The 23,757-nt window shown below is 68.8% G+C and carries 21 protein-coding genes; 13 read left to right on the forward strand and 8 right to left on the reverse strand.

From position 1 onward, the window contains the following. The first annotated feature begins 6 nt into the window (after positions 1-6). The 4 genes from ASG27_RS02330 (at position 7) to ASG27_RS02345 (ending at position 4,168) form a co-directional block, all read left to right on the forward strand. Positions 7-495, forward strand: coding sequence for a L,D-transpeptidase (locus tag ASG27_RS02330; RefSeq protein ID WP_235503870.1), 489 nt, complete (start codon positions 7-9; stop codon positions 493-495). A 166-nt stretch (positions 496-661) separates the two neighbouring features. Further along, positions 662-1,678 carry an OmpA family protein gene (locus tag ASG27_RS02335; protein ID WP_056410967.1) on the forward strand — a complete coding sequence of 339 codons (1,017 nt, stop codon included), beginning with the start codon at positions 662-664 and terminating at the stop codon, positions 1,676-1,678. Between the two features lie 184 nt (positions 1,679-1,862). Next, positions 1,863-3,230, forward strand: a complete 1,368-nt coding sequence (locus tag ASG27_RS02340) for an esterase-like activity of phytase family protein (RefSeq protein ID WP_056410970.1) — start codon at positions 1,863-1,865, stop codon at positions 3,228-3,230. A 236-nt stretch (positions 3,231-3,466) separates the two neighbouring features. Then, positions 3,467-4,168: a riboflavin synthase gene (locus tag ASG27_RS02345; RefSeq protein ID WP_056410973.1), complete on the forward strand. Its 702-nt coding sequence runs from the start codon at positions 3,467-3,469 to the stop codon at positions 4,166-4,168. Between the two features lie 68 nt (positions 4,169-4,236). Here the strand turns inward: ASG27_RS02345 and ASG27_RS02350 are convergent, their stop codons facing one another. Next, positions 4,237-4,650 carry a nuclear transport factor 2 family protein gene (locus ASG27_RS02350; protein WP_156370415.1) on the reverse strand — a complete coding sequence of 138 codons (414 nt, stop codon included), beginning with the start codon at positions 4,648-4,650 and terminating at the stop codon, positions 4,237-4,239. Positions 4,651-4,816: 166 nt separating this feature from the next. Here ASG27_RS02350 and ASG27_RS02355 point away from each other — a divergent pair, with 166 nt between their 5' ends. Continuing rightward, positions 4,817-5,326 carry a GNAT family N-acetyltransferase gene (locus ASG27_RS02355; RefSeq protein ID WP_056411616.1) on the forward strand — a complete coding sequence of 170 codons (510 nt, stop codon included), beginning with the start codon at positions 4,817-4,819 and terminating at the stop codon, positions 5,324-5,326. 108 nt (positions 5,327-5,434) lie between these two features. Next, on the forward strand, positions 5,435-5,929 hold the full coding sequence (locus ASG27_RS02360) for an NUDIX hydrolase (RefSeq protein WP_056411618.1): 495 nt from the start codon (positions 5,435-5,437) through the stop codon (positions 5,927-5,929). A 74-nt stretch (positions 5,930-6,003) separates the two neighbouring features. Here the strand turns inward: ASG27_RS02360 and ASG27_RS02365 are convergent, their stop codons facing one another. The 7 genes from ASG27_RS02365 to ASG27_RS02395 form a co-directional block, all read right to left on the reverse strand. Next, on the reverse strand, positions 6,004-6,978 hold the full coding sequence (locus tag ASG27_RS02365) for a Bug family tripartite tricarboxylate transporter substrate binding protein (protein ID WP_056410976.1): 975 nt from the start codon (positions 6,976-6,978) through the stop codon (positions 6,004-6,006). A gap of 89 nt (positions 6,979-7,067) precedes the next feature. Further along, on the reverse strand, positions 7,068-8,261 hold the full coding sequence (gene tcuB / locus ASG27_RS02370; RefSeq protein ID WP_056410979.1) for a tricarballylate utilization 4Fe-4S protein TcuB: 1,194 nt from the start codon (positions 8,259-8,261) through the stop codon (positions 7,068-7,070). Further along, complete coding sequence (gene tcuA / locus ASG27_RS02375) at positions 8,248-9,702, reverse strand: FAD-dependent tricarballylate dehydrogenase TcuA (RefSeq protein WP_056410982.1); 1,455 nt, start codon at positions 9,700-9,702, stop codon at positions 8,248-8,250. The genes tcuB and tcuA overlap by 14 nt, the downstream gene beginning before the upstream one ends. Positions 9,703-9,924: 222 nt before the next feature. Further along, positions 9,925-10,908, reverse strand: a complete 984-nt coding sequence (locus ASG27_RS02380; RefSeq protein WP_056410985.1) for a LysR substrate-binding domain-containing protein — start codon at positions 10,906-10,908, stop codon at positions 9,925-9,927. Between the two features lie 250 nt (positions 10,909-11,158). Then, positions 11,159-12,274 carry a porin gene (locus tag ASG27_RS02385; protein WP_056410987.1) on the reverse strand — a complete coding sequence of 372 codons (1,116 nt, stop codon included), beginning with the start codon at positions 12,272-12,274 and terminating at the stop codon, positions 11,159-11,161. A gap of 39 nt (positions 12,275-12,313) precedes the next feature. Continuing rightward, positions 12,314-13,327 (reverse strand): Bug family tripartite tricarboxylate transporter substrate binding protein, encoded by a 1,014-nt coding sequence (locus tag ASG27_RS02390; RefSeq protein ID WP_056410990.1) that lies wholly within the window; start codon positions 13,325-13,327, stop codon positions 12,314-12,316. Between the two features lie 174 nt (positions 13,328-13,501). Further along, on the reverse strand, positions 13,502-14,599 hold the full coding sequence (locus ASG27_RS02395; protein WP_056410993.1) for a 4-oxalomesaconate tautomerase: 1,098 nt from the start codon (positions 14,597-14,599) through the stop codon (positions 13,502-13,504). A 227-nt stretch (positions 14,600-14,826) separates the two neighbouring features. Here ASG27_RS02395 and ASG27_RS02400 point away from each other — a divergent pair, with 227 nt between their 5' ends. The 7 genes from ASG27_RS02400 (at position 14,827) to bcsB (ending at position 23,669) form a co-directional block, all read left to right on the forward strand. Further along, a complete protein-coding gene (locus ASG27_RS02400; RefSeq protein WP_056410997.1) occupies positions 14,827-15,768 on the forward strand; it encodes a LysR family transcriptional regulator in 942 nt (313 codons plus the stop codon). Continuing rightward, on the forward strand, positions 15,765-16,886 hold the full coding sequence (mnmA, locus tag ASG27_RS02405) for a tRNA 2-thiouridine(34) synthase MnmA (protein WP_056411000.1): 1,122 nt from the start codon (positions 15,765-15,767) through the stop codon (positions 16,884-16,886). The genes ASG27_RS02400 and mnmA overlap by 4 nt, the downstream gene beginning before the upstream one ends. A 283-nt stretch (positions 16,887-17,169) precedes the next feature. Further along, entirely contained in the window at positions 17,170-17,646 is a 477-nt protein-coding gene (gene bcsD, locus ASG27_RS02410; RefSeq protein ID WP_235503871.1) for a cellulose biosynthesis protein BcsD, read from the forward strand. 43 nt (positions 17,647-17,689) lie between these two features. Further along, positions 17,690-18,349, forward strand: a complete 660-nt coding sequence (gene bcsP / locus ASG27_RS02415; RefSeq protein WP_056411005.1) for a cellulose biosynthesis protein BcsP — start codon at positions 17,690-17,692, stop codon at positions 18,347-18,349. Next, positions 18,346-19,131 carry a cellulose biosynthesis protein BcsQ gene (gene bcsQ / locus ASG27_RS02420; protein WP_056411008.1) on the forward strand — a complete coding sequence of 262 codons (786 nt, stop codon included), beginning with the start codon at positions 18,346-18,348 and terminating at the stop codon, positions 19,129-19,131. Before bcsP ends, bcsQ begins: the two co-directional genes overlap by 4 nt. Beyond that, complete coding sequence (gene bcsA, locus ASG27_RS02425; protein ID WP_056411011.1) at positions 19,128-21,314, forward strand: UDP-forming cellulose synthase catalytic subunit; 2,187 nt, start codon at positions 19,128-19,130, stop codon at positions 21,312-21,314. The genes bcsQ and bcsA overlap by 4 nt, the downstream gene beginning before the upstream one ends. 33 nt (positions 21,315-21,347) lie before the next feature. Then, positions 21,348-23,669 carry a cellulose biosynthesis cyclic di-GMP-binding regulatory protein BcsB gene (gene bcsB / locus ASG27_RS02430; RefSeq protein WP_056411013.1) on the forward strand — a complete coding sequence of 774 codons (2,322 nt, stop codon included), beginning with the start codon at positions 21,348-21,350 and terminating at the stop codon, positions 23,667-23,669. The last annotated feature ends 88 nt before the right edge of the window (positions 23,670-23,757 follow it).

Raw genomic sequence — 23,757 nt, forward strand, 5'->3', positions numbered from 1 at the left:
CGGGCCGTGGGCGCGGCGATCCACATCGCAATCCACATCGGCCGGCAGGAGCTGTGCCTGCTCGCTGGCGACGAGGTGCTGGCCCGCTACCCGGTGTCCACCGCGCTGAACGGCGTTGGCGAGGCCCACGGCAGCGGTTGCACGCCACGCGGCCAGCACCGAGTGCGGGCCAAGGTGGGCGCGGGCTGCGCACCCGGCACGGTGTTCGTCGGGCGCCGGCCCACGGGCGAGGTGTATTCGCCCGAACTGGCCGCGCAGCATCCCGGACGCGACTGGATCCTGGCGCGCATCCTGTGGCTCACCGGCTGCGAGCGCGGTTTCAACCGGGGCGGCGGTGTGGACACGCTGCGCCGCTTCATCTACATCCACGGCTGCCCGGACGGCACGCCGCTGGGCGTGCCCGCGTCGCACGGCTGCGTGCGCATGGCCAATGCGGATGTGATCGACCTGTTCGAGCGGGTGCCCGTGGGGACGCCGGTGTTCATCCAGGCCTGAGGCCCGGCGGGGGCTGCGGCGCGGCGGCCGCCGTTCGGCCACGCCCTGGTGCGGTTTTTTGCCCAATTGTTCACGCTCCGGCCCCTGCCTGCGGGCGCAGGGGCGCGCTGGCCGCGGCAAACCGGAGACACTCGCGCATCGCCCACTTTTTTGGAGAAAAGACGCCATGACGCTCATGCGCCGCCTGCTCGTATCGCTTGCCACCGCGGTGTCCGCGCTGGTCCTCGTCTCGCCCGCCTCGGCCCAGGACATCGCCGGGTCCAAGGACAACCCCCTGGTCAAACGCTTCGCCGGCTCCACCATCGTGGGCTACGACTACAAGCGCTTCGACGAATACGTCGTGCCCACCGGCACCTACAAGAAGTACGACACCACCACCACCAAGCGCTCGTGGGCCAGCACCCTGCCGGTCGAGGGCGCGGTGACCCGCCTGTGGTACGAGGCGGCCGGCGACGCATCTCCCGCCGAGCTGGTGCGCAACTACCAGAACGAAGTGCAGGCTGCGGGCGGCACGGTGCTGTACGACTCCGGCAAGGACGATGCCTTCCGCGACCGCACCTGCTTTTTGTGCACCTACGGCTGGCGCAAGATCAACACCACGCGCTCGACCTACACCTTCACCCAGGCCGACACCGCCACCGCGCGCATCGCCAGCTTCAAGATCCCGCGCCCGCAGGGAGACATCTACATCGTGGTCGAGGCGGTCAGCTGGCCCAACGCCAGCAAGGACTACAAGGCCGTCAAGGGCGCCTACGCGGCGGTCGACATCATCGAGACCGGCGCCCTGCAGCAGAACATGGTCACGGTGAACGCGAGCGACATGTCCAAGGCCATCGCCACCACCGGCCGCGTGGCCCTGTACGGCATCCTGTTCGACACGGCCAAGGCCGACATCAAGCCCGAGTCCAAGCCCGCGCTCGACGAGATCGCCAAGCTGCTCAAGGCCGAGGCGACCCTCAAGCTGCGCGTGGTGGGCCACACCGACAACCAGGGTTCGCTGGATTCCAACATCGCGCTGTCCAAGCGCCGGGCCGAGGCGGTGAACGCCGCGCTCACCAGCCAGTACGGCATTCCGGCCGCGCGCCTGTCCGCCTTCGGCGTGGCCGACCTGGCCCCGGTGGCCAGCAATGGCGACGAAGGCGGCCGCGCCAAGAACCGGCGCGTGGAGCTGGTGCCGCTGTAAGCGGCGGCCCGCACTGGCCACGCTCTCCGCGCCGCCGCCGCCGCGGTGGTCGGTGCGGTCGGTGCGGTCGGTGTGGTCAGCGCGCAGCGCCCCGGGCCTGCCGCACCGGCGCCCCACGGTCACACCCTCGTCACGGGCAGGCGGCATCGTCGCCGCTTCATCTGCTTTCACTGCCCGAGCGACCATGTCCCGACTCTCCACCCTGGGTGCCTGCGCCCTGCTGGCGTGCACCGCCGCCGCCTGCTTCTCCACCTCTGCCCTGGCCCAGCAGGCCTACCCCGCCACGCTGGCCGGCCACGCCGTGCTGCCGGCCTTCACCGTCATCCCCGCACCCAAGGACGCACCGCAGGACCTGCAGGCCAGTGGCAAGTTCACCACCCCGCGCCGCGTGGAGACCATCGGCACGGTGATGGGCCAGTCGGGCGGGCGAGACACCGGCGTCTCGCTGCCCTTCAAGGGCCAGCCCCTGCAGGGCCACTCGGGCATCAAGCGCATGGCCGACGGATCGTTCTGGATCCTCACCGACAACGGCGCCGGCGCCAAGGCCAACTCGGCCGACTTCATGCTGTACCTGAACCACTACACGGTGGACTTCCAGGGCGGCGAGTTCAAGCGCCAGAAGACGATTTTCCTGCACGACCCCGACAAGAAGGTGCCGTTTCGCATCACGCACGAAGGCACGGACCAGCGCTACCTGACCGGCGCCGACTTCGACCCCGAGAGCTTCCAGTTCGCCGGTGGCGCACTGTGGATCGGCGACGAGTTCGGCCCCTTCCTCATCAAGGCGGACCTGAACGGCAAGGTGCTGGGCGTGTTCGAAACCAAGGTCGACGGCAAGGTCGTGCGCTCGCCCGACGCCCCCGGCGTGCTGATGCCCGGCGCGCCGGACGCCAAGCCCACGCCCTTCGAGGTCAAGCGCTCCAAGGGCTACGAAGGCATGGCGTCGTCCAAGGACGGCAGCAAGCTCTACGCCCTGCTCGAAGGCCCGCTGTGGAACGAGGACGCCAAGGCGTACGAGAACGTGGGCGGCAAGCAGTACCTGCGCGTGCTGGAGTTCGACGTGAAGAGCGAGCAATGGACCGGCCGCCACTGGAAGTATGTGCTGGAGGCCAACCACCACGCCATCGGCGACTTCAACATGATCGATAGCAGCACGGGCCTGATCATCGAGCGCGACAACGGCGAAGGCACGGCCGACAAGGCCTGCCCCGCAGACCAAAAGCGCACCGACTGCTTCCACGACCTGGCCAAGTTCAAGCGCGTGTACAAGGTCGAGATGAGCGACGCGAACGTGGGCGGCGAGATCCGCAAGGTCGGCTACATCGACCTCATGAACATCCAGGACCCCAAGCGCCTGTCGAAGAAGCCGCTGACCAACGGCGTGCTCACCTTCCCGTTCTTCACCATCGAAAACGTGGACGTGGTGGACGGCACGCACATCGTCGTGGGCAACGACAACAACCTGCCTTTCAGCAGCAGCCGCGAGCCGAACAAGGCGGACGACAACGAGCTGGTGCTGCTGGAAGTGGGCGAGCTGCTGCGAGCCAAGTAATCGGGGCGGGCAACAGCCGCGCGGTGTGTGACGACCGCTGGGGCTGCCCCAGCGGTCGTCGTGAGATCTCCACAGCCCCTCAACCGTTCGGGCTGAGCTTGTCGAAGCCAAGGCAAGGCTTCGACAGGCTCAGCCCGAACGGTGATAGGGGCTAAGGCTTGAGGCGCAGCCTGCGCAGCGGTCGAATGGCAAAATTCGCCTTTGCCCATCCGCGGGCTCCACCGCCCCTCCCCACCATGTTCACAGGCATCGTCCAGGCCACGGCAGGCATTGCCGCCATCCAAGACCGCGCAGGCCTGCGCACCTTCACGCTCGACTTTCCGCCAGGCTTCTGCCAGGACCTGGCCATCGGCGCCAGCGTCTCCACCGACGGCGTGTGCCTCACGGTGACCGAGATCCTCTCGCCCACGCAGGCCAATTTCGACGTGATGCTGCAGAGCCTGAACATCACCACGCTGGGCAGCTACGCCGAGGGCGACCGCGTGAACGTGGAGCGCGCGGCCAAGGACGGGGCCGAGATCGGCGGCCACCCGCTGTCGGGCCATGTGGACTTCACCGGCACGCTGGTGCAGCGCCGCGAGTTCGACAACAACCTGGTGTGGCGCGTGGCGGTGCCCGAGGCCTTTCGCCGCTACATCTTCGCCAAGGGCTACATTGCCATCCACGGCGCCAGCCTCACGGTGGCCGAGGTGAACCGGCCAGAGGGCTGGTTCGAAATCTGGATGATCCCCGAGACGCGCCGCGCCACCGTGTTCGAGGGCAAGCGCGAGGGCGATGCGCTCAACATCGAGATCGAGCGCAGCACCCAGGTGGTGGTGGACACCGTGCGCGAGGCGGTGCAGGAAAGCCTGGGCCGCCTGCAGCCCGTGCTGGAAGCCCTGCTCAAGGAAAAGGGCCTGTCGCTCGACGACTTCGTGCAGGCGCCGGTGCTGAAGTGACGTGGTGAGGGTGAGGGCCTGCAGTGCAGTCCTGACGCCGCCTTGCTTCGCGTTGCGCCGTGTCGCAGTCAGGCCCCGGCGACATAGTCGAGAAAACCGGTCACTTTGCGCAGGCGGCCGTGTGCGTCGACCTCCGCCATATCCGTGCCGCGCGCCACGGGCTCTGCGCCATCGGCGGCCAGCGCCCACGAAAAGCGCACGACATCATGGTGCCCCTCGGGTGTGCCCAGCAGGGTGAAACGGTGACCCGCAAACCGCTGCTGCGCACCAGCGATCAATGCGGCCAGGCCATCGTGGCCCTGGCCTTCCATCATGGGGTCGCGGTACTGCACATCGCTGCTGAAAGTGCTGCGCACCAGATGGTCGCGCTGCGCGCCGTCGGTGGCGTTCCAGGCGGCGATGTAGCGCGCGGCCAGCTCGGGGGCAACCGTGGCGGCGGTGGGGATGGTGGTGGCGTGCTCCGGGGTTTCGACGGTGTTCATGGCATGGCTCCTTTTGAGGGTGTGGATACAGGTGGGTCGGCCGCACAGGACATGCGCGTGCGGCCTGGGGTCATTGTTCAAAAGGGCGTGAACGGCGTCGATGACCCGGCAGGTCATGCACGTCCCTATCATTGAGGACCTGGCCATTGCTGACCACCGTGCCCTGATGCGCTCAACTCCACCTCACGTTCGCCCCCTCTCACTGCAGGACCTGCCCGGCCTGCTGGCGGTGCAGCTGGCCTGCTACGGCGAGGGCTTTGTGGAAAGCGGCGAGGTCTTTGCGCGGCGTCTGGCCAGCCCCGCCAACTGCTCGCTGGTGCTGGAGCGCGCGGGCGTGGTGTGTGCCTACCTGGCCGCCTACCGGTCGGTGCGGCACAAGGTAACGCCCCTGCACGGCAGCTTCGAGGCGGTGCCGCAGCCCGACACGCTCTATCTGCACGACATGGCCGTGCTACCCGACTGCGCGGGCCAGGGGCTGGCCCGCGCCCTGCTGCAGCCGATGTGGGATGCCGCGCGGGCGCAGGGACTGCAGCACACGGCGCTGGTGTCGGTGCAGGGCTCGCAGGGCTACTGGGAGCGCCAGGGCTACGCGGTGCAGCCCCTGGCCGATGCGGTGCAGCGCGAGCGGCTGGCCAGCTATGGCGCAGGCGCGGTGTACATGGTGCGAATGCTGTAGGCAACTGGCGCCAAGGCAGCACTGCCGTAGCCCCTGCGCGACAGCAGCGCAGGGCGGCTGGAACGGGCTGTTGGCAGCACGTCATGCTGCCTCGTCATAATGCGCGCCATGCCCCACCGCTGGAAACCCAACGTCACCGTGGCCGCGCTCGTCGAGCGCGACGGCCGCTTTCTGCTGGTCGAGGAAGAGACCACGGACGGCCTCAAGCTCAACAACCCCGCGGGCCACCTGGACCCGGGCGAGTCGCCCATCCAGGCCTGCGCGCGCGAGGTGTTGGAGGAAACGGCCCACGACTTCGAGCCCACGACCCTGATCGGCGTGTACCTGAACCGCTTCACCAAGACGCGCACCGGCGACGACATCACCTACATGCGCTTTGCGTTCGCGGGCACGCTGGGCACGCACCATGACTGGCGCACGCTCGATACCGGCATCGTGCGCACGGTGTGGATGACGCCCGACGAGATCCGCGCCTGCCCGGAGCGCCACCGCAGCCCGCTGCTGCTGCGCTGTCTGGAGGACTACCTGGCGGGCCAGCGCTTTCCGCTGTCGCTGGTGCACACCGACATCTCGGTCACCGAGCCGGCGTCGCAGCAGGGCTAGGCCCGGGCCTTCCTGCAGGCCGCCCATAGGGCCGCTCTTTGGCCGCTCTGTGGCTCGCCTGTGGGCCGCAGCGCTCACTCCGCCGTGAGCTTGCGCTCCTTGATGATGGCCGCCCACTGCGCGGATTCCTTCTTCATGAAGGCCGTGAGCTGGGCGCGCGTGGTGGGCTGGGGCGTGAGGCCGTGCTTGTTCAGCGCCTCTTTCACGCCCGCATCGTTGAGCACTTTCACGATCTCCTGGTTCCAGCGGTCCAGGATGGCCGGCGGCGTCTTGCCGGGGGCGACGAAGGCATACCAGTTCAGCGCCTCGAAGCCGGGGTAGCCCGACTCCGCCACGGTGGGGATGTTCGGCAGGTACGCCGGGCGCGTGAGGCCCGTGGTGGCCAGGGGGATCAGCTTGCCCGTCTCCACATGCGGCATGGCCGTGGGCGGCGCGGCAAAGTACGAGGTGATGCGCCCGCCCAGCAGGTCTTGCAGGGCTGGAGCACCCCCTTTGTATGGAACGTGGGTCATGTCGATGCCCGCGCGCTGGTTGAACAACTCGCCCGCCAGGTGCGACGCCGAGCCCGCGCCGGTGGAGGCAAAGTCCACGCTGCCGGGCTTCTTCTTGGACAGCTGCACGAACTCGGCCAGCGTTTTGGCGCCCGCGTCCTGGTGCACCACCAGCACGTTCGGAAAGTTCACCCCGCCCGACACCGCCGCCAGGTCCTTGAACGGGTCGTAGGTGAGCTTCATGAGGTGCGGCGCGATGGTCAGCGGCCCCACCGAGCCCAGCAGCAGCACGGTGCCATCGGGCACGGCATTGGCCACGAACTGGTGGGCGATGTTGCCGCCCGCCCCGCCCTTGTTGTCCACCACCACCGGCTGGCCGATGTTCTCGCCCAGCTTCTTGGCGATCAGGCGCGCGGCGGCGTCGGCCGCGCCGCCGGCGGCAAAGCCGACGACCAGGGTCACGGGCTTTTTGGGCGGAAAGTCCTGGGCATGGCTGGCGCCACCCAGCAGGAGGGCGGTGGCCGTGGCGAGGGCGTGCAGGGCAGCGCGTTTTTTCATGGTTGTCTCCTTCATCGTGGTGTTGTGGATTCGTGTTGTCGTGGGGGTGGCGCTCTGCGGACCCGTATGGCGTTTCGCCGCTGCAAGTCTCAATCGGCACCCAGTCCGATGGGGTGGGGCTGGCGCTTTTCCACCGCATGGCGCAGCAGCGCTGCGGTGCGGAAGATGCCGTGCGCGAACTTGCCGTAGGGCAGCGTGGCGAACAGCGCCATCACCGCGCCCAGGTGCAGGCACAGCATCAGCGCCAGGGCCGGCGTGCCGCGCGCGGCCCAGAGCAGCAGGCCGCTGGTCGCGGTGAGGAACAGCAGCGCGATGAAGCCCCGGTCCATGGGCTTTTGCGCGGCGTCGCCCTGCGCGGGGTGGCGGCGCAGGTTCAGCCACCACAGGCCCGCGGTGCCCAGCGTCAGGCTGATGCCGCCCACGCCGCCCAGCAGTTTGGGCAGGCTGGGCAGGTCGTACGGTGCCGCCTGGCCCAGCAGGTAGTGGTACAGCGTGGCCACGCTGGTGGCGGCAAAGCACAGCATGAAGCCGTAGAACGTGAGGTGGTGAAACCGCCGGCGCGACAGGGTGTACGCGTCGTCCTCGTTGTGGCAGCCCTCGCCATGGCCGCCGTCCAGGTATTTCAGGCGCAGCACGGCATCGGTGGCCTCGGCCGTGGCGGGCGCGCTCAGCGGCGCGCCGCTGGTGGCGGGCGTCACATCGCGCCAGAAGCGGCGCACGCCCAGCGCCAGGGCCAGCGTGGCGAACAGGAACACCGGCGCGAACAGGCCCACCAGCAGGTTGTGCGGAAAGATGCCGTAGAAGCCGCCCTGCGGCGTGCTCCACAGCGCAGCCAGGCCCTGCCCGTGCAGCACCACCGCCAGCACCAGGAACAGCGCCAGGCCTAATGCCAGCGCCAGCGACAGCGTGAGGCCGTTGCGCTGGTACAGCGCGCCCAGCGCCGGGGGCCACGCGTAGTCCGCATACGTCTGGCCGCGCACCTGCGCCATGGCCTGCGGGATGTTCACCGCAAATTCGTGCGGCGGCGCGTACTGGCAGGCGTGCAGGCAGGCTCCGCAGTTGTGGCACAGGTTGGCGATGAAGTGGATGTCGGCCTTGGGGAATTCGAGCCGGCGCGTCATGGCCGGGAACACGGCGCAAAAGCCTTCGCAGTAGCGGCAGGCGTTGCAGATCTGCAGCTGGCGCGCCACCTCGGCTTCGGCGCCCGACAAGGGCAGTGCAGGCACCACGTCGCCGTTGGCCAGCGCCCGGGCATCGCGTGTCAGGGCTTCAAGCGCTTGCATGGGGTACTCCTGTTTTTGTAGCTGGTCGCGCTGGGTGGGCAAGCGGTAGGCCCTGTTTTGATGCCAAAGCGGCCTGTGCGCCCGCGATGCGCCCGAAGGCCGTGCCGATGCTCATGCCCACTCCGGCCGTGTAGCCCTTTCCCAGCACGTTGCCGGCCATCATTTCGCCAGCGACGAACAGGTTGGGGCTGGGCGCATTGCCAAAGCGCACGGCGGCGGTGTCGTCGGTGTGCAGGCCCAGGTAGGTGAAGGTCACGCCGGGCCTGAGCGCATAGCCATAGAACGGCCCTTTATTGATGGATCGCGCCCAGTGGGTCTTGGCGGGCGCGATGCCCTGTGTGTGGCAGTCGTCCAGCGTGGTGTGGTCGAAGGTGCCCACGCGACAGGCAGCGTTGTAGGTATCGAGCGTGTGCATGAAGGTGTCCACGGGCAGGCCGAGCTTTGCGGCCAGCTCGGGCAGGGTGTCGGCCTTCACGCCCGGGAACACGGGTGGCATGAAGCGGCCAATGGCCTGGCTGTCGATGACCGAGTAGCCGATCTGCCCCGGCTGCTGCGCCACCAGGCGTCCCCAGATGGCATAACGCTTGGGCCAGAAGTCCTCGCCCTCGTCGTAGAAGCGCTCGCCATCGCGGTTGACCACCACGCCCAGCGACACGCAGTCGATGCGCGTGCAGATGCCGCCGTCGTACAGCGGCGCGCGCGCGTCGATGGCCACCATGTGGGCCTGCGTGGGGTCGCCGATGCGGTCCGCGCCGTGGTCGTCGAGCAGGTGCCGGAGCAGCACGCCCCGGTTGTAGGCCGTGCCGCGGATGAGGAAGTTGTCCGACGGCCACTCGCCGCGCTCGTTCTGGCCCCAGGCCTCGCGCAGCCATTCGCGGTTGGACTCGAACCCGCCGGCCGCGAGCACGCAGCTCCTGGCGGTGATGCGCTCGCCGCCCGCCAGGTGCGCCGCGACGAAGCGGCCGTTGTCGATATCCAGGCGCTCCACCGGCGACTCGTAGCGCACCTGCACGCCCAGCGCCTCGGCGCTGCGGTAGTAGGCATTGACCAGCGCCTTGCCGCCGCCCATGAAGAACGCGTTGGTGCGCGCCACATGCAGCGTGCCCGCCAGCGCGGGCTGAAAGTGCACGCCGTGGCGGCGCATCCAGGGGCGGCAGGTGGCCGACGCGCGGATCACCAGGCGCGCCAGGTGTTCGTTGGTCAGGCCGCCCGTGACCTTGAGCAGGTCCTGCCAGAACTCCTCTTCGGGATAACTGCCGACCAGCACGTCCTGCGGTGCATCGTGCATGCAGCGCAGGTTGCGGGTGTGGGCCGAGTTGCCGCCGCGCCAGGCCCGCGGGGCCGATTCGAGCAGCAGCACGCTGGCCCCTGCCTCGCGCGCCATGAGCGCGGCGCACAGCGCGGCGTTGCCGCCGCCGATGACCAGGACATCCACGCTCATGGCCGTGGGCCCGTGCGGATGCGGCGGGTGCAGCCCGTGCCGCAGGCAGGCGTGGTGGGAGGGGGTGTGGGGCCCATGGTGGTGTCTCCTGGCGGGGTCGCCGTGTCGTTCATCGTGTGACGGCGACTGTAGGGAGACGGCGGCCCGCCGTGCAGCAGGCTCAGGTCATGGGGGTATCACGGATCGAGATGGCAGCGTGGCCGTTGAGGGCGCGTGGCAGGTTCAGACGGTTGCGCCTTCGCCGCCGATCCACGTCGTTCCGAACCACTGGCCGCTGGCGACCAGCTCGCGCACGCAGTCCGCCATGACCACGCGCGTGGCCAGTGCGGCGGGCGAGAGTTCTTCGTCCGGAAGGCTGCACAGCAGGTTCACGCGGCGCGCGGGCGCGTCGGTCAGGCGCGCGCACTGAAAGCGCTCGGCCGCGTCCGGGTAGCGGCCCATGGCGGCCCAGGGCTGCACGGTGGAGCCCAGGCCCGCGTCCACGGCGGCCATCACCATGGCCAGCGAGTCCACCTCCAGCACCACGTGCGGCGCCACGCGGTCGCGCGCAAAGGCGGTGTCGAGCGTGCTGCGCAGGCCGTGCGGGCCGGTGGGCAGGATCAGCGGCTCGTCGCCCAGCTCGGCCACGGTCAGGGTGTCGGGCAAGGCGCGGCCGCCGGGGTTGCCAGGGCCTCGGCGCGCGCAGATGAGGAACAGGTCTTCTTCCAGCAGCGGCGCCATCTCCCAGCGCCGCGCGCCCGCGGCCTGCCGGGCCTGGTGCAGGCGGGTGTCGAACAGCACGGCCAGGTCCAGCTCGCGCGCGTTGAGCATGGCCGTGAGGTGGCCCGACATGCTCTCGACCATGTGCAGCCGCACGTCGGGGTAGCGCGTGCGCATGGTCTGCATCAGCGGCAGGCCCAGCACGCCCGCGGTGGTGGGCGCCAGGCCCACGGTGACGGTGCCCGACAGGCGTGCCTGCTGCGCGGCGCGCACGGCCTGGTCGGCATGGCGCAGGGTGAGCTGGGCCTCGCGGAAGAACGCCAGGCCCGCCTCGGTGGGCGTCACGCCGCGCGGCGTGCGCTGCAGCAGGCGCGTGGCCAGCTCGCCCTCCAGCCGGGTGATCTGCTGGCTGAGCGCGGACTGCACCACGTCCAGGTCCAGGGCGGCGCGGCTCATGGAGCCACGCTCCACCACGCGCACGAAATAGCGCAGTTGTCTCAGTTCCATCGCAGGGCCTCGTGGGCGAATGCCATCACGGTGTGTGATGGCGCGGATGTTCGCACACTCGGGTGGCGCTGCTTTTTGGTGAAAAACGGGCCCTGCCGCTGGATGGGACAGCGCAAGCAGCTACTGTTTTTGTAGCGTGGTGACGCCAGGGAAGAATCGACGGCGCGCAGGTGCCATGCCGCCCGCATGGGCCAGAAAAGAAACAGGCTGCGCAGCCCCACCAGACGCTGCGCAGCCGGGCCTGGCGACCTCAGAAGCTGTGCATCACACCGGCAGACACGCCGCTGGCCGTGCGCTTGTTGGCCGCGCCCTGAAAGCCGTTGCGCCAGCGCGTGTGGTCCAGCTCGGCGTACACCCGGGTGCGGCGCGACAGCTTGTACTCGGCAAACGCGACCATGCGGCCGTAGCCATCGTCGGCCGAGCCGGTGCGCTCGCGGTCCACCTTGTAGTAGGTGGCGGTCAGGTCCAGCAGCGGCAGGGCCGCCCAGGTGGCACCTGCCGAGAGCACGCGCTGCTCGGTGTGTGTGGCCGCACCGGTCTGCGCCTTGCTGCGCCCGGCGTTGGCCGCCAGGCGCACGGTGCCCCACTGGTAGGCCGCGCCCAGCGTCGCGCCGTCCAGCGAGCGGAGGTTGGCGTCCTTGAAGTTCTGCACTGCGCCCGACACGGTGAAACCGCCGTCCGCATAGGCCAGGCCCACGCCGCGCGAGGACAAGGGCGAGGTCTGCGACGCCACCTCGCCCAGGCCCAGCATGGCCCGTGCGGTGAAGCCGCCGAAACGGCCGGTGTACTTGATGGAGTTGTCCAGCCGGTACGAGCCCGAGTTGGCGCCCGCGCTGCCGTACTCGATGCCCAGGCCGTGCTGGCTGAGCGCGGTCACGCCGATGTTGGGGTTGAAGCTGGCAAAGCGCATGGCCAGCGGGTCCACGGGCGATATGGCGTCGGCCAGCGTGGTCGTCTGCCGCCCCAGCGCCACCGTGCCCCACCCGCCCTGCAGGCCCACCCACGAAGCGCGGTCCAAGTACTTGCTGCTGTTGGCGGGCGCGCCGGTGTCGGCGTTGAGGCCGCTTTCCAGGTTGAACAGCGCTCGCAGGCCGCCGCCCAGGTCTTCGGTACCCCGCACGCCCCAGCGGCTGGTGGTGTGGATGCCGCTGCCCAGGCTGCGGCTCGACCCCGGCGCGGGCGCGTTGGCGGCCGAGAGGCCGCTGGCCTGGCGCACGCCCAGGTCCACCACGCCGTAGAGCGTGAGCGCGGAGGATGGGGTGGAGGCTGCAGGCGTCGTCTGCGCGAAGGCGGGTGTGCAGGCCAGCAGTGCGCAGAGTGTGAAGGGCGCGGACAGGGCGTACGGCGCCGCGGTCTTTGTTGTCATGGTGTCTCCTCGGATCGGTGTGTTCTTTGGGGGGCGGGGTCAATCAGCCGTCAGTTGGGCCTTTTGCACCACGCCGCGCCACTTGGCGAGTTCCTGGCGCACGGTCATGGCCAGCGCCTCGGGCGTGCTGCTGTCCACCACGGCGCCCTGCTCCTCGATGCGGCGCGCGACGTCCTTGTCGGCCAGGGCAGCGTTGAGCGTCTTGTTGAGCTGCTCTACCACCGCCTTCGAGGTCTTGGCCGGGGCGAACAGCGCGTACCACTGCGTGATCTCCACGCCCTTGATGCCCGCCTCTTCCATCGTGGGCACGTCGGGCATCAGCGACGAGCGCTTGGGACCGGCCAGGGCCAGCGCGCGCAGCTTGCCGTTCTTGACGTGCGAGGAGGCCGAGAACAGGCTGGGGAACATGACCTGCGTCTGGTTGGCCATGGTGTCGTTCATCGCCGGGGCCGAGCCGCGGTAGGGCACGTGCGCCATCTGCGCGCCGCTTTCGAGCTTGAACATCTCGGCCGAGAAGTGCGGCGCGGTGCCGTTGCCGGCCGATGCGTAGTTGTAGGCGGTGGGGTTCGCCTTGGTCAGCGCCACGAACTCGGCCACGGTCTTGGCGGGCACCTTGGGGTTGATCACCATCAGCGTGGGCGAGTAGCAGACCATGCCGATGGGCTCGAACTGGGTGATGGGGTCGTAGCGCAGCTTCTGCAGTGCGGGGCTCATGCCGTGCGTGCCGATGTAGCCGAACAGGATGGTGTGGCCGTCCGGCGCGGCACGGGCCACAAACTCCGCGGCGATGGCGCCGTTGGCCCCGGCCTTGTTCTCGACGATCACCGACTGGCCCAGCAGCTGGGACATCTTCTGGGCCACCACGCGGGCCATGCCGTCGTTGCCGCCGCCGGCCGCGGTGGGCACCACGAGGGTGATCGAGCGCTCGGGAAAGGCGGCGTGCGCGGCCAGCGGCATGCCGGCTGCGAGAGTGGCCAGGGCCAGCCCGGCGGCCAGCGTGCGCCGGCGCGAAAGGGGAGCAGCGTGGGGTGTGGGTGCAGTGTGGCGAGTCATGTCTTGTCTCCTGTGATGTAGGTATGGAATAGCGAAAGCGGAAAGCGGAAAGCGGAAAGCGGAAGGGTTGAGGGTTGAAGAAGGGCGGCGCGGGACGTGCCCGCGGTACGCCGCGTTACGTATCGATGTGCCCGCCGCACGGCAGTACGGTCTCGGGGTGGGAGCCGTGGGGCGTCAGTCGTGCGGCTCCAGCGTGTGGTGCGCCACGAACAGCGTGCCCTCCAGGATCTTTCGGGCCGTGCGCACCAGGGCGGCCTGCACCAGCGTGCAGTGGCCGTCCACCAGTGCGAGCTCCACGTCCACGTGGATGCGGCCGGCCGGGTGCAGCACCTCCACCCGGCGCGCGCCGGCGCTGGGCGCGGTGCGGGTGTCGGTGGCCACGGTGCCGGGCAGCACCATCGCGGCGGCCACGCCGATGGCGCCGGTCACTGCGTGTGAGCGGTGGCAGCGCCGGGGCGTGAAGTAGCGCGAGGTGATGCTGCCGGGTACCGTGCCTTCGGAGACGATCACCGGCTTGGGCAGCACGCTGTGGGACACATCGCCCATGCCCATGCGCAGCCCGGCTTCGCAGCGCAGGGCTTCGAGCCGGGCCAGCAGGGCCGTGTCGGCGTCGAGTTCGGCAGGCGTTTCGTCGCCGCGCAGGCCCAGGTCAGCGGCGCGCACCAGCACCATCACCTGGGCGGCGTCGATGCAGGTCACTGGCAGGCCGTGGAGGGTGTCGATGCGCTGGCCGGTCGGAAAGATCTGGCCCGTGACGGCGCCCCAGGCGTCGAGGAAGTTCATCAGCACCGGGGCGGCCGTGCCCTGCACGCCGTCGATGTGCACGTCGCCTTCGTAGTGCACCCGGCCGCCGCGGGTCTGCACCTGCACGTCGATGCGCGAGCGGGTGTTCACGTTGTAGACCCGCACCCGCGTCACGTCACCGGTGGCGCTGGCGGGCACCAGGCCTTGCTCGATGGCGAAGGGCCCCACGCCAGCGAGCATGTTGCCGCAGTTGGGGCGGGTGTCCACGCGGGCCTCGTCCACGCTGACCTGGGCGAAGAGGTAGTCCACATCGCAGTCGGCGTGCACCGACCGCGAGACGATGGCCACCTTGCTGGTCAACGAGTTGCCGCCGCCCAGGCCGTCGATCTGCAGCTCGTGCGGCGAGCCCAGGGCCGCTATCAGCGTGCGGTCACGCTGGGCGGTGTCCTGCGGCAGCCAGTCGGCCAGGAAGAAAGGGCCCCGGGAGGTGCCGCCGCGCATCAGAACGCAAGGAAGGTTGTAGCTCATGGGTCTGCATGGTGCGGCGCTGCGACTTGTTTGTGAATTGCATTGTTGGCAACGATTGATGCATGCTGTGCAATAGATGCCGCGTGCTTTTACGTGCTGAAATGGCATCTGTAAATTGCAACTTTGCGAAGCATTGATGCACACGGAGCAATGGTTTCGGGCACACAGAACGCGTCCACTGCACCTTTTTCCATTACCGCCAGAACGCCCAGCACCGCAGGACCGCCATGAACCAGAAATTCGATCTCGCCGACATCCAGGCCTTTGCCGCCGTGGCCGAGCTGCAGAGCTTTCGGGCCGCGGCCGAATCCATCCACCTGTCGCAGCCGGCCTTCAGCCGCCGCATCGACAAGCTGGAAGAGGCGCTGGGTGTGCGCCTGCTCGACCGCACCACGCGCCGCGTGACGCTCACGGCCGTGGGCCGCGACTTCGCGCGCAAGACGCGCGTGTGGCTCGACGACCTGGATGGCATGCTCATGGGCCTGGGCGACGTGGCGGCGCGGCGCATGGGCGAGGTGACCATTGCCTGCGTGCCCTCGGCCGTGTATTACTTTCTGCCGCAGGTGGTCAAGCGCTACCACGAGCGGTTTCCGAAGATCCGCGTCAAGGTGCACGACGCCAGCGCCAACGAGGTGCTGGTGGCCGTGGCGCAGGGCGATGCGGATTTCGGCCTCAACTTCATCGGCAGCCAGGAGGCCGAGATCGAGTTCAAGCCGGTGCTGGCCGAGCGCTTCGTGGCGGCCTGCCGGCGCGACCATGTGCTGGCGCGGCGCAAGAAGGTCAGCTGGGCGGAGCTGGGCCAGCACGATTTCATGTCGGTGGGCAAGACCTCGGGCAACCGCCTGCTGATGGACCTGGCGCTGGCCAACGTGCCCGACCGCCCCCAGTGCCTGTACGAGGCCAAGCACGTGACCACGCTGCTCGGGCTGGTGGAGGCGGGACTGGGCGTGGCGGCGGTGCCCAGCCTGGCGATGCCGGGCAAGGACCACCCCACCCTCGTCAGCATTCCGCTGGTGGACCCGGTGGTCACGCGGCAGATGGGGCTGATCAAGCGCCGGGGGCGGTCGCTGTCCCCGGCGGCCCAGCAGCTCTATGACCTGCTGGTGGCTACGCGTACTGCGCGGCCGCGCAGCGCCGGGGCGTCCGCAAAAATACAATCGCAGGGATGACAGCATCCCCCAAGCAGCGCGTCGTCGTCGGCCTCTCCGGCGGCGTCGACTCCGCCGTGACCGCCCACCTGCTCAAACAGCAGGGCCATGAGGTGGTCGGCATTTTCATGAAGAACTGGGAAGACGACGACGACAGCGAGTACTGCTCGTCCAACATCGACTTCGTGGACGCGGCCGCCGTGGCCGATGTGATCGGCATCGAGATCGAGCACGTGAACTTCGCGGCCGACTACAAGGACCGCGTGTTCGCCGAGTTCCTGCGCGAGTACCAGGCCGGCCGCACGCCCAACCCCGACGTGCTGTGCAACGCCGAGATCAAGTTCAAGGCGTTCCTCGACCACGCCATGCGCCTGGGTGCCGAGAAGATCGCCACGGGGCACTACGCCCGCGTGCGCCAGAACGGGGCTTCGGGCCTGTTCGAGCTGCTCAAGGGGCTGGACCCCTCCAAGGACCAGAGCTACTTCCTGCACCGCCTGAACCAGGCGCAGTTGTCCAAGACGCTGTTCCCGGTGGGCGAGCTGCACAAGACCGAAGTGCGCCGCATCGCCGAGGAGATCGGCCTGCCCAACGCCAAGAAGAAGGATTCCACCGGCATCTGCTTCATCGGCGAGCGGCCGTTCCGCGAATTCCTGAACCGCTACATCAGCCACGAACCCGGCCCCATCCAGGACGACCGGGGTCGCACCCTGGGCAAGCACGTTGGCCTGTCCTTCTACACGCTGGGCCAGCGCCAAGGGCTGGGCATCGGCGGCATCAAGGAAAAGGGTGCCCAGCGCGGCGGCGGCGAGCACGAGCCCTGGTTCGTCGCCCGCAAGGACCTGGCCAGGAACACCCTGCGCGTGGTGCAGGGGCATGACCACCCCTGGCTGCTGTCGCACCAGCTCTCGGCCCAGGACGCCAGCTGGACGGCGGGCCAGCCGCCGGCGCCGGGCGCCTACGCCGCCAAGACCCGCTACCGCCAGCAGGACGCGGCCTGCGAGCTGAGCGGTGCACAGGCGGACGGCTTCGGGCTGCGCTTCGACCAGGCGCAATGGGCCGTGACGCCCGGGCAGAGTGCGGTGCTGTACGACGGCGAGGTGTGCCTGGGCGGTGGGGTGATTTCAGGCGCTTCGGACTGAAACATTTACACACCACGATAGTTGCAAAAAACTATTAAATTCAGCATTTAATAGTTTTCGTGATGGTTGGTGTGGTTTGGTACCTACAAACCGGTCGGTAGTTGCCGGCAGTTGAACCAAGTTGACCTTTGGATGCAGGCCGAAAAGGGCGTGTGCGGATCAAGGCTTCTAAAATTCCGGCACGCTGATTGAAACCATGTGTATCAATCGGTGGTTCTGGTTTACCCTTAGTTCGGTCAATCCTGCGCCGGCCCGCCGCCGGTCTGATGTTCCTGCCTGCGCCATGTCCACTTCCGCCGCTTCCTTCCCCAGCCCAGAGATCGCCGAGCACATGGCCACGCAGCAGTGCGCAGCGCAATGGAGGGGGTTCCTGCAGGCGCTGACGGAAGAATTCGCGTCCTCCCTGGCCCCCGAGGATTTGCATGCGCTGATGTTCCGCGTGGGAACGCGCTTTGCGGCCGCGAACCCCCTGGCGCCCGCTGCCACGCTGGACGAGCTGCAGCGCGGCATGACGGCGGTGTGGGAGCGCATCGACTGGGGCTGGGTGCAGCTGTCGCAAGAAGCGGCGCGCTTGAACATCCAGCACAGCCTTTCGCCCGTATCTGCAGCATTCGGGGCGCGCCACGTCCAGTGGTCGGGCGGTTTCCTGGAGGGGGTGTACCAGAGCTGGATGGAGCAGGCCGGCTCCGGGGCGCTGCGCGTGGTCCAGGTGGCTCCTGCCGACGCCTGGGGCTGCGTGCAGTTCCAGCTGGCGCGCTGAACTGTGGCCCCGCACGCAACAACGCACAGACGGTGATTGACCTATGAAGCCCTCCGATGACGTCGTGAACCTCTTTCAACAGTTTGGCGCCAAGCCCGGCCCTTACCAGGAACTGGCGCGCCAGCAGGAGCACCAGCTGTCGCGTGACCGCTGGCCGCTGGTGACGGCGGTGCATGGCGCCGTGGCCGGGGACATCCCGTCGGTGGTGCGCCGCGGCGATGCCGCGGAGGCGGCTCCAGTGCCCGCGGTCCGGCCGAACGCTGTGCCGGCCGCCGCTCCCGCGGGTCCGGGTCCTGCCGCATGGGCGCAACTGGCCCCTGCGCCTGTGTCGGCGCCCGCCCCTGCCCCTGCGGCCCTGGCCCCGGCTGCCGCTTCGGTGGACGCCTTGGCGCAGCCCGCACCCGTCGCCGCCCCCTTGATGTCTGCGGACCACGCGCCAGGCTACCGGGCGGCAACGCCCGTTTCTCCGGCCCCGGTGGCCGCATCGGCGCTGGCGTCGCGCTCGCCGCTGTCGGGCCTGGCGGGCCTGCGCTCCGGCGCTCCCGCCGCCGAAGCCCCTGCGCCCGCAGCCGGTGCATTGCCCACGGACCTGCCCTCCGTGTTCGCCCGTTTGGCCGGGGCGGCCGCAGCCGCTCCGGCCGCCCCGCAAGCTGCACCCGCGCCTGCTCCGGTCTGGCAACCGCGCCGAGGTCCGTACCCATGAAGGTGATCGCTATCGTTTCCGCCAAGGGGGGCGTGGGCAAGACGACATTGACGGCGAACCTGGCCACGGCCCTGCAAAGCCAGGGCGTGGGCACGCTCCTGGTGGTGGACATGGACCCGCAGAACGCGCTGGGCCTGCACTTCGGTGCCGACCCGCGCGCGCTGGGCGGGGTGTCCCGCGCCAGCCTGGAAGGTGAACACTGGGGCGCTGTCTGCGTGCGCAGCCTCTCGGGGGTGAACGTGCTGCCCTTCGGGATGGTGAACGAGTCGGACCGGGTGGCCTTCGAGCGCCACCTGGACGCCCACCCTGCCTGGCTGGTCGAGCAGCTGCAGCGCCTGGAGCTGCCGCCCGACGCCGTGGTGCTGGTCGACACGCCGCCCGGCCCGTCGGTGTATATGCAGCAGGCGCTGTCGGCCGCGCAGGCGGCGGTGATCGTCAGCCTGCCCGATGCGGCTTCCTATGCGGCCCTGGCGCTCATGCAGCGCCTGGTGAATACATATTGCGCTCCCCGACCGGACTTTGTGGACGCGCTGTACGTGGTCAACCAGGTCGACAGCGCGCGCCAGCTGGCCAAGGACATCACGCGCGTCATGCAGGACAACCTGGGCGAACGCCTGGTCGGTGTGATCCATGAAGACCAGGCGGTGCGCGAAGCACTCGCCTACGACCAGAGTGTGCTGCAGTACGACGCCCACGGCCAGGCCGCCGACGACCTGCGCAAATGCGCGCGGGCGATCACCCAGCGCCTGCGCCTGCCGCTGCTGCCGGGAGCGCCGCGATGAGCGTCGACCAGCGCCCCCGGGCGGACGAAGTCGCCGACGCCGATTCGCACAGCCCCCAGGCGCACTGGCGCACGGTGGTGCATGCCATCACGGCGTGGGATATCTGGACGCATCCTCTGGCGCGCGTGGCGGCGGTGGTGTTCAGTGCGCTGCTCATGGGCTTGGTCATCAGCGTGCCGCTGGACCTGCAGGGGCAGGTGCTGTTCTCGCTGGGCTCGTTCGGCGCCGCGCTGCTGCTGAGCAAGACCCCGGGGCGGCTGTCGACGCTGGCGATGATCGTGCTGTCGATCTCGGCCTCGTCGCGCTACATCTACTGGCGCTTCACCGACACCATCGGCTTCACCAACTGGGTGGACGCCGCCTTCGGCTACGGCCTGGTGCTGGCCGAGCTGTACGCGTTCGCCGTGCTGCTCATCGGCTACCTGCAGACCGCCTGGCCGCTGCAGCGCCGCCCGGTGCCCATGCCCGCGGACGTGAGCACCTGGCCCAGCGTGGACGTTTTCATCCCCAGCTACAACGAGCCGCTGGAAGTGGTGCGCCAGACGGTGTTCTCGGCCATGAGCCTCGACTGGCCCCAGGACCGCCTGCACGTGTACGTGCTGGACGACGGCCGCCGCCAGGACTTCCGCGAGTTCTGCGAAGAGCTGGGCGTGGGCTACATCATCCGTGACAACAACCACCACGCCAAGGCGGGCAACATCAACGCGGCGCTCAAGATCACGAACTCCGAGTACATCGCGATCTTCGACTGCGACCACATCCCGACGCGCTCGTTCCTGCAGGTCTGCATGGGCTGGTTCTTCAAGGACACCAACCTGGTGATGCTGCAGACGCCGCACGTGTTCTTCTCGCCCGACCCCTTCGAGCGCAACCTGGACACCTTTCACCGCATGCCCAACGAGGGCGAGCTGTTCTACGGCATCGTGCAGGACGGCAACGACCTGTGGAACGCGTCGTTCTTCTGCGGCTCCTGCGCCATCATCCGCCGCAAGGAGCTGCTGGAGGTGGGCGGCATCGCGGTGGAGACCGTGACCGAAGACGCGCACACCGCGCTCAAGCTCGCGCGCCTGGGCTACAACACCGCCTACCTCGAAGTGCCGCAGGCCGCGGGCCTGGCCACCGAGAGCCTGTCCGGCCACGTGGGCCAGCGCATCCGCTGGGCGCGGGGCATGGCGCAGATCGCCCGCACCGACAACCCGCTGTTCGGCAAGGGGCTCAAGTTCGGGCAGCGGCTGTGCTACCTCAATGCGATGCTGCATTTCTTCTACGGGCTGCCGCGCCTGGTGTTCCTGACCGCGCCGCTGGCCTACCTGTTCTTCGACGCGCACGTGTTCCAGGCCACCGCGCTCATGATCACGGCGTATGCGCTGCCCCACCTGGCCCACGCCAGCGTCACCAACTCGCGCATCCAGGGCCGCTTTCGGCACTCGTTCTGGAACGAGGTGTACGAGTCCGTGCTGGCCTGGTACATCATGCGGCCGGTGATCGTGGCCTTCATCAACCCCAAGCTGGGCAAGTTCAACGTGACGGCCAAGGGCGGCGTGATCGAGAAGGCGTACTTCGACTGGACCATCGCGCGGCCCTATGTGGTGCTGCTGCTGATCAACCTGGTGGGCATCGCCGTCGGCATCTGGAAGCTGTTCTACGCGGACGGCGACGAGACGACCACGCTGGTCATCAACATGGTCTGGACGGTCTACAACATCATCCTGCTCGGCGCGAGCGTGGCGGTGGCCAGCGAGACGCGCCAGATCCGCGGCACGCCACGCGTGGCGGCGGCCCTGCCGGCGGTGATCCGTTTCGAGAACGGCCGCACCCTGGTGTGCAAGACCGAAGACTTCTCGCAGCACGGCCTGGGGCTCACGGTGCCGCCCGAGAGCGACATCCCGATGGGCAGCAAGCTGTCGGTATCGCTGTTCCGCTCCGACGAGGAGGGCGTCTTTCCGGCGGTCGTCACCTTCAACGGCAAAGGCCGCCTGGGCGTGAAGTTCGACAACCTCACCCTGGCCCAGCAGGCAGAGCTGGCATCGCTGACCTTTGCGCGCGCCGACGCCTGGATCGCCACCTGGGGCACCGGCCAGCGCGACAAGCCGCTGCGCTCGCTCGGGAGCGTGATCACGATCGGACTGCGCGGCATGGGGCAGCTGGCCTCCACCGCTGTCAAGTCGCTGAAGCCCCGGTAGCCGTTCCGTTTCCTGTATCCGAAGATTCCACACATGACCTCCACACGACAACCGACAGATCGGCTGCCGCGCCAGCGCATGCTCCCCGCCATGCTGGCCCTGGCGCTGGCAGGAACGGCCGCCCCCGTCGCGCAGCTCGCTGCGGCACCTGCACCCGCACCGGCTGCGGAGACCACCGCCGGGTCGCTGCCGGCAGCAGGCGGCGTGCGTGTGCAGCGCAACAGCTTCAAGGAACTGGGCGCGCTGTTCCCGCTGCAGTTGCGCGGCGTGGACGGCACGAGCGGCGTGGCCTTCAGCGTGCGCAACGACGAAGTGGTCACGGGCGCGAAGCTCAAGCTCAACTACTCGTACTCGCCGGCGTTGCTGACCAACCTGTCGCACATCAAGGTGATGGTCAACGAGCAGGTGGCCGCGACCATTCCCGTCACCACGCAGCAGGCGGGCGAAAACCTGCAGCGCGAGATCACCATTCCCCCGCGGCTGATCACCGAGTTCAACCGGCTGAACCTGCAGCTCATCGGCCACTACACGATGGAGTGCGAAGACCCCCTGCACTCCAGCCTGTGGGCCAACGTCGGCAACGACAGCTTGCTGGAGCTGACCGTGGCCCCGGTGGCGCAGACCAACGACCTGGCGCTGCTGCCCCAGCCGTTCTTCGACCGCCGCGATGTGCGCCCGCTGGAGCTGCCCATCGTGTTCAACGCGGCGCCCAACACCGCAGCCCTGCAGGCGGCGGGCACGATGTCGTCGTGGTTCGGCGCGCTGGCGGGCTTTCGCGGCGCCAAGTTCCCGTCGCTGATCGGCGAGCTGCCGGCACGCGGCAACGCCGTGGTGATGGTGGCGGGCCGCGCGCAAGCCCCGGCCGGCCTGTCGCTGCCGGACATCCAGGGCCCCACGGTGGCGGTGGTGAGCCACCCCGCGGACCGCAACGGCAAGCTGCTGCTGGTGATGGGGCGCGACGATGCCGAACTGGCCGTGGCGGCCAAGGCGCTGGCGGTGGGGTCTTCGGCCCTGTCCGGTTCCATCGCGCGCATCACGGAGGTCACGGAGCTCAAGCCCCGCAAGCCCTACGACGCGCCCCACTGGCTGCCCAACGACCGGCCGGTCAAGTTCGGCGAACTGGTCGAGGCGTCTGCGCTCGACGTGTCCGGCTACTCGCCCGACCTGATCCGCGTGAACTTCTTCCTGCCGCCCGACCTGTTCGCATGGCGCCAGAAGGGCATTCCGGTGGACCTGCGCTACCGGTACACCCCGCGCCCCAACGCCGACAAGTCCACGCTCAACATCAACGTGAACCAGCAGTTCCTGCGCTCGCTGCCGCTGCGTTCCGTGACCCACGAGGAGCCCGGCACGTTCGACCGCCTGCTGACCAAGGTGCTGCCGCTGAGCGAAACCGGGCCGGAGCGCGAGAAGTTCCACATCCCGCTGTTCAAGCTGCCGTCGCAGTCGCAGCTGCAGATGCATTACTACTACGACGTGGTCAAGCAGGGGGCCTGCAAGGACGTGCCGCTGGACAACGTGCGCGGCTCGGTGGACGCGGATTCGACCCTCGATATCTCCGGCTTCAAGCACTTCATCGCCATGCCCGACCTGGCCGCGTTCGGCAACGCGGGCTTCCCGTTCACCCGCATGGCCGACCTGTCGGACACTGCGGTGGTCATGCCCGACAAGCCGGGCCTGGCCGAGTACGGCACCTACCTGGGCCTGATGGGCATCATGGGCCGCGTGACCGGCCACCCCGCCATGGGCGTGACGGTGGCGCAGGCGCAGCAGGTGGACAAGCTCTCCGACAAGGACCTGCTGGTGATCTCTTCGGGCGGCGGCAACCAGCCGCTGCTCAAGCAGTGGGCCAGCTCCATTCCCGCGGCGCTGCAGGGCGACGCCAAGAGCTTTCAGCTCGCCGACCTGGCCCGCCGCCTGATGCGCTGGTGGGGCTTCGAGGAAGAGGCCGGAGTGCAGACGCGCCGCAACCAGGTGGCGTTCTCGAGCAGCAGCACCGATGCTTTCATCGCGGGCTTCGAGTCGCCGCTCAAGAACGGCCGCAGCGTGGTGCTGGTGGCCAGCAACCAGCCCGCCGGGCTGTCGCAGGTGGTGGATGCGCTGCTCGATGCCGATTCGCTCACGCACGTGCAGGGCAGCACCACCGTGATCCGCGGCAAGCAGGTCGACAGCCTGCTGGCCGAGAAAAACTACTATGTGGGCCAGTTGGGCCCGCTGCTGTACACACAATGGTTCCTCTCGCGCAATCCGCTGCTGCTGATCCTGCTGGGGGTGTCTGCCGCGGTGCTGGTGGCCATCGTCATGTACCTGTCGCTGCGTGCACGTGCCAGGGCCCGCCTCAAGCAGAAGGCGTGATGACGCCGCGCGGCGCATCGGCGCCCGCTGCGATGTTCTGAAACAAGCAAATCGTTCCCGGCCCCGTTGTGGGCCGGGGCCATCTGGG

The organism is Acidovorax sp. Leaf191 (genome assembly GCF_001424425.1).
Classification (GTDB): Bacteria; Pseudomonadota; Gammaproteobacteria; order Burkholderiales; family Burkholderiaceae_C; genus Acidovorax.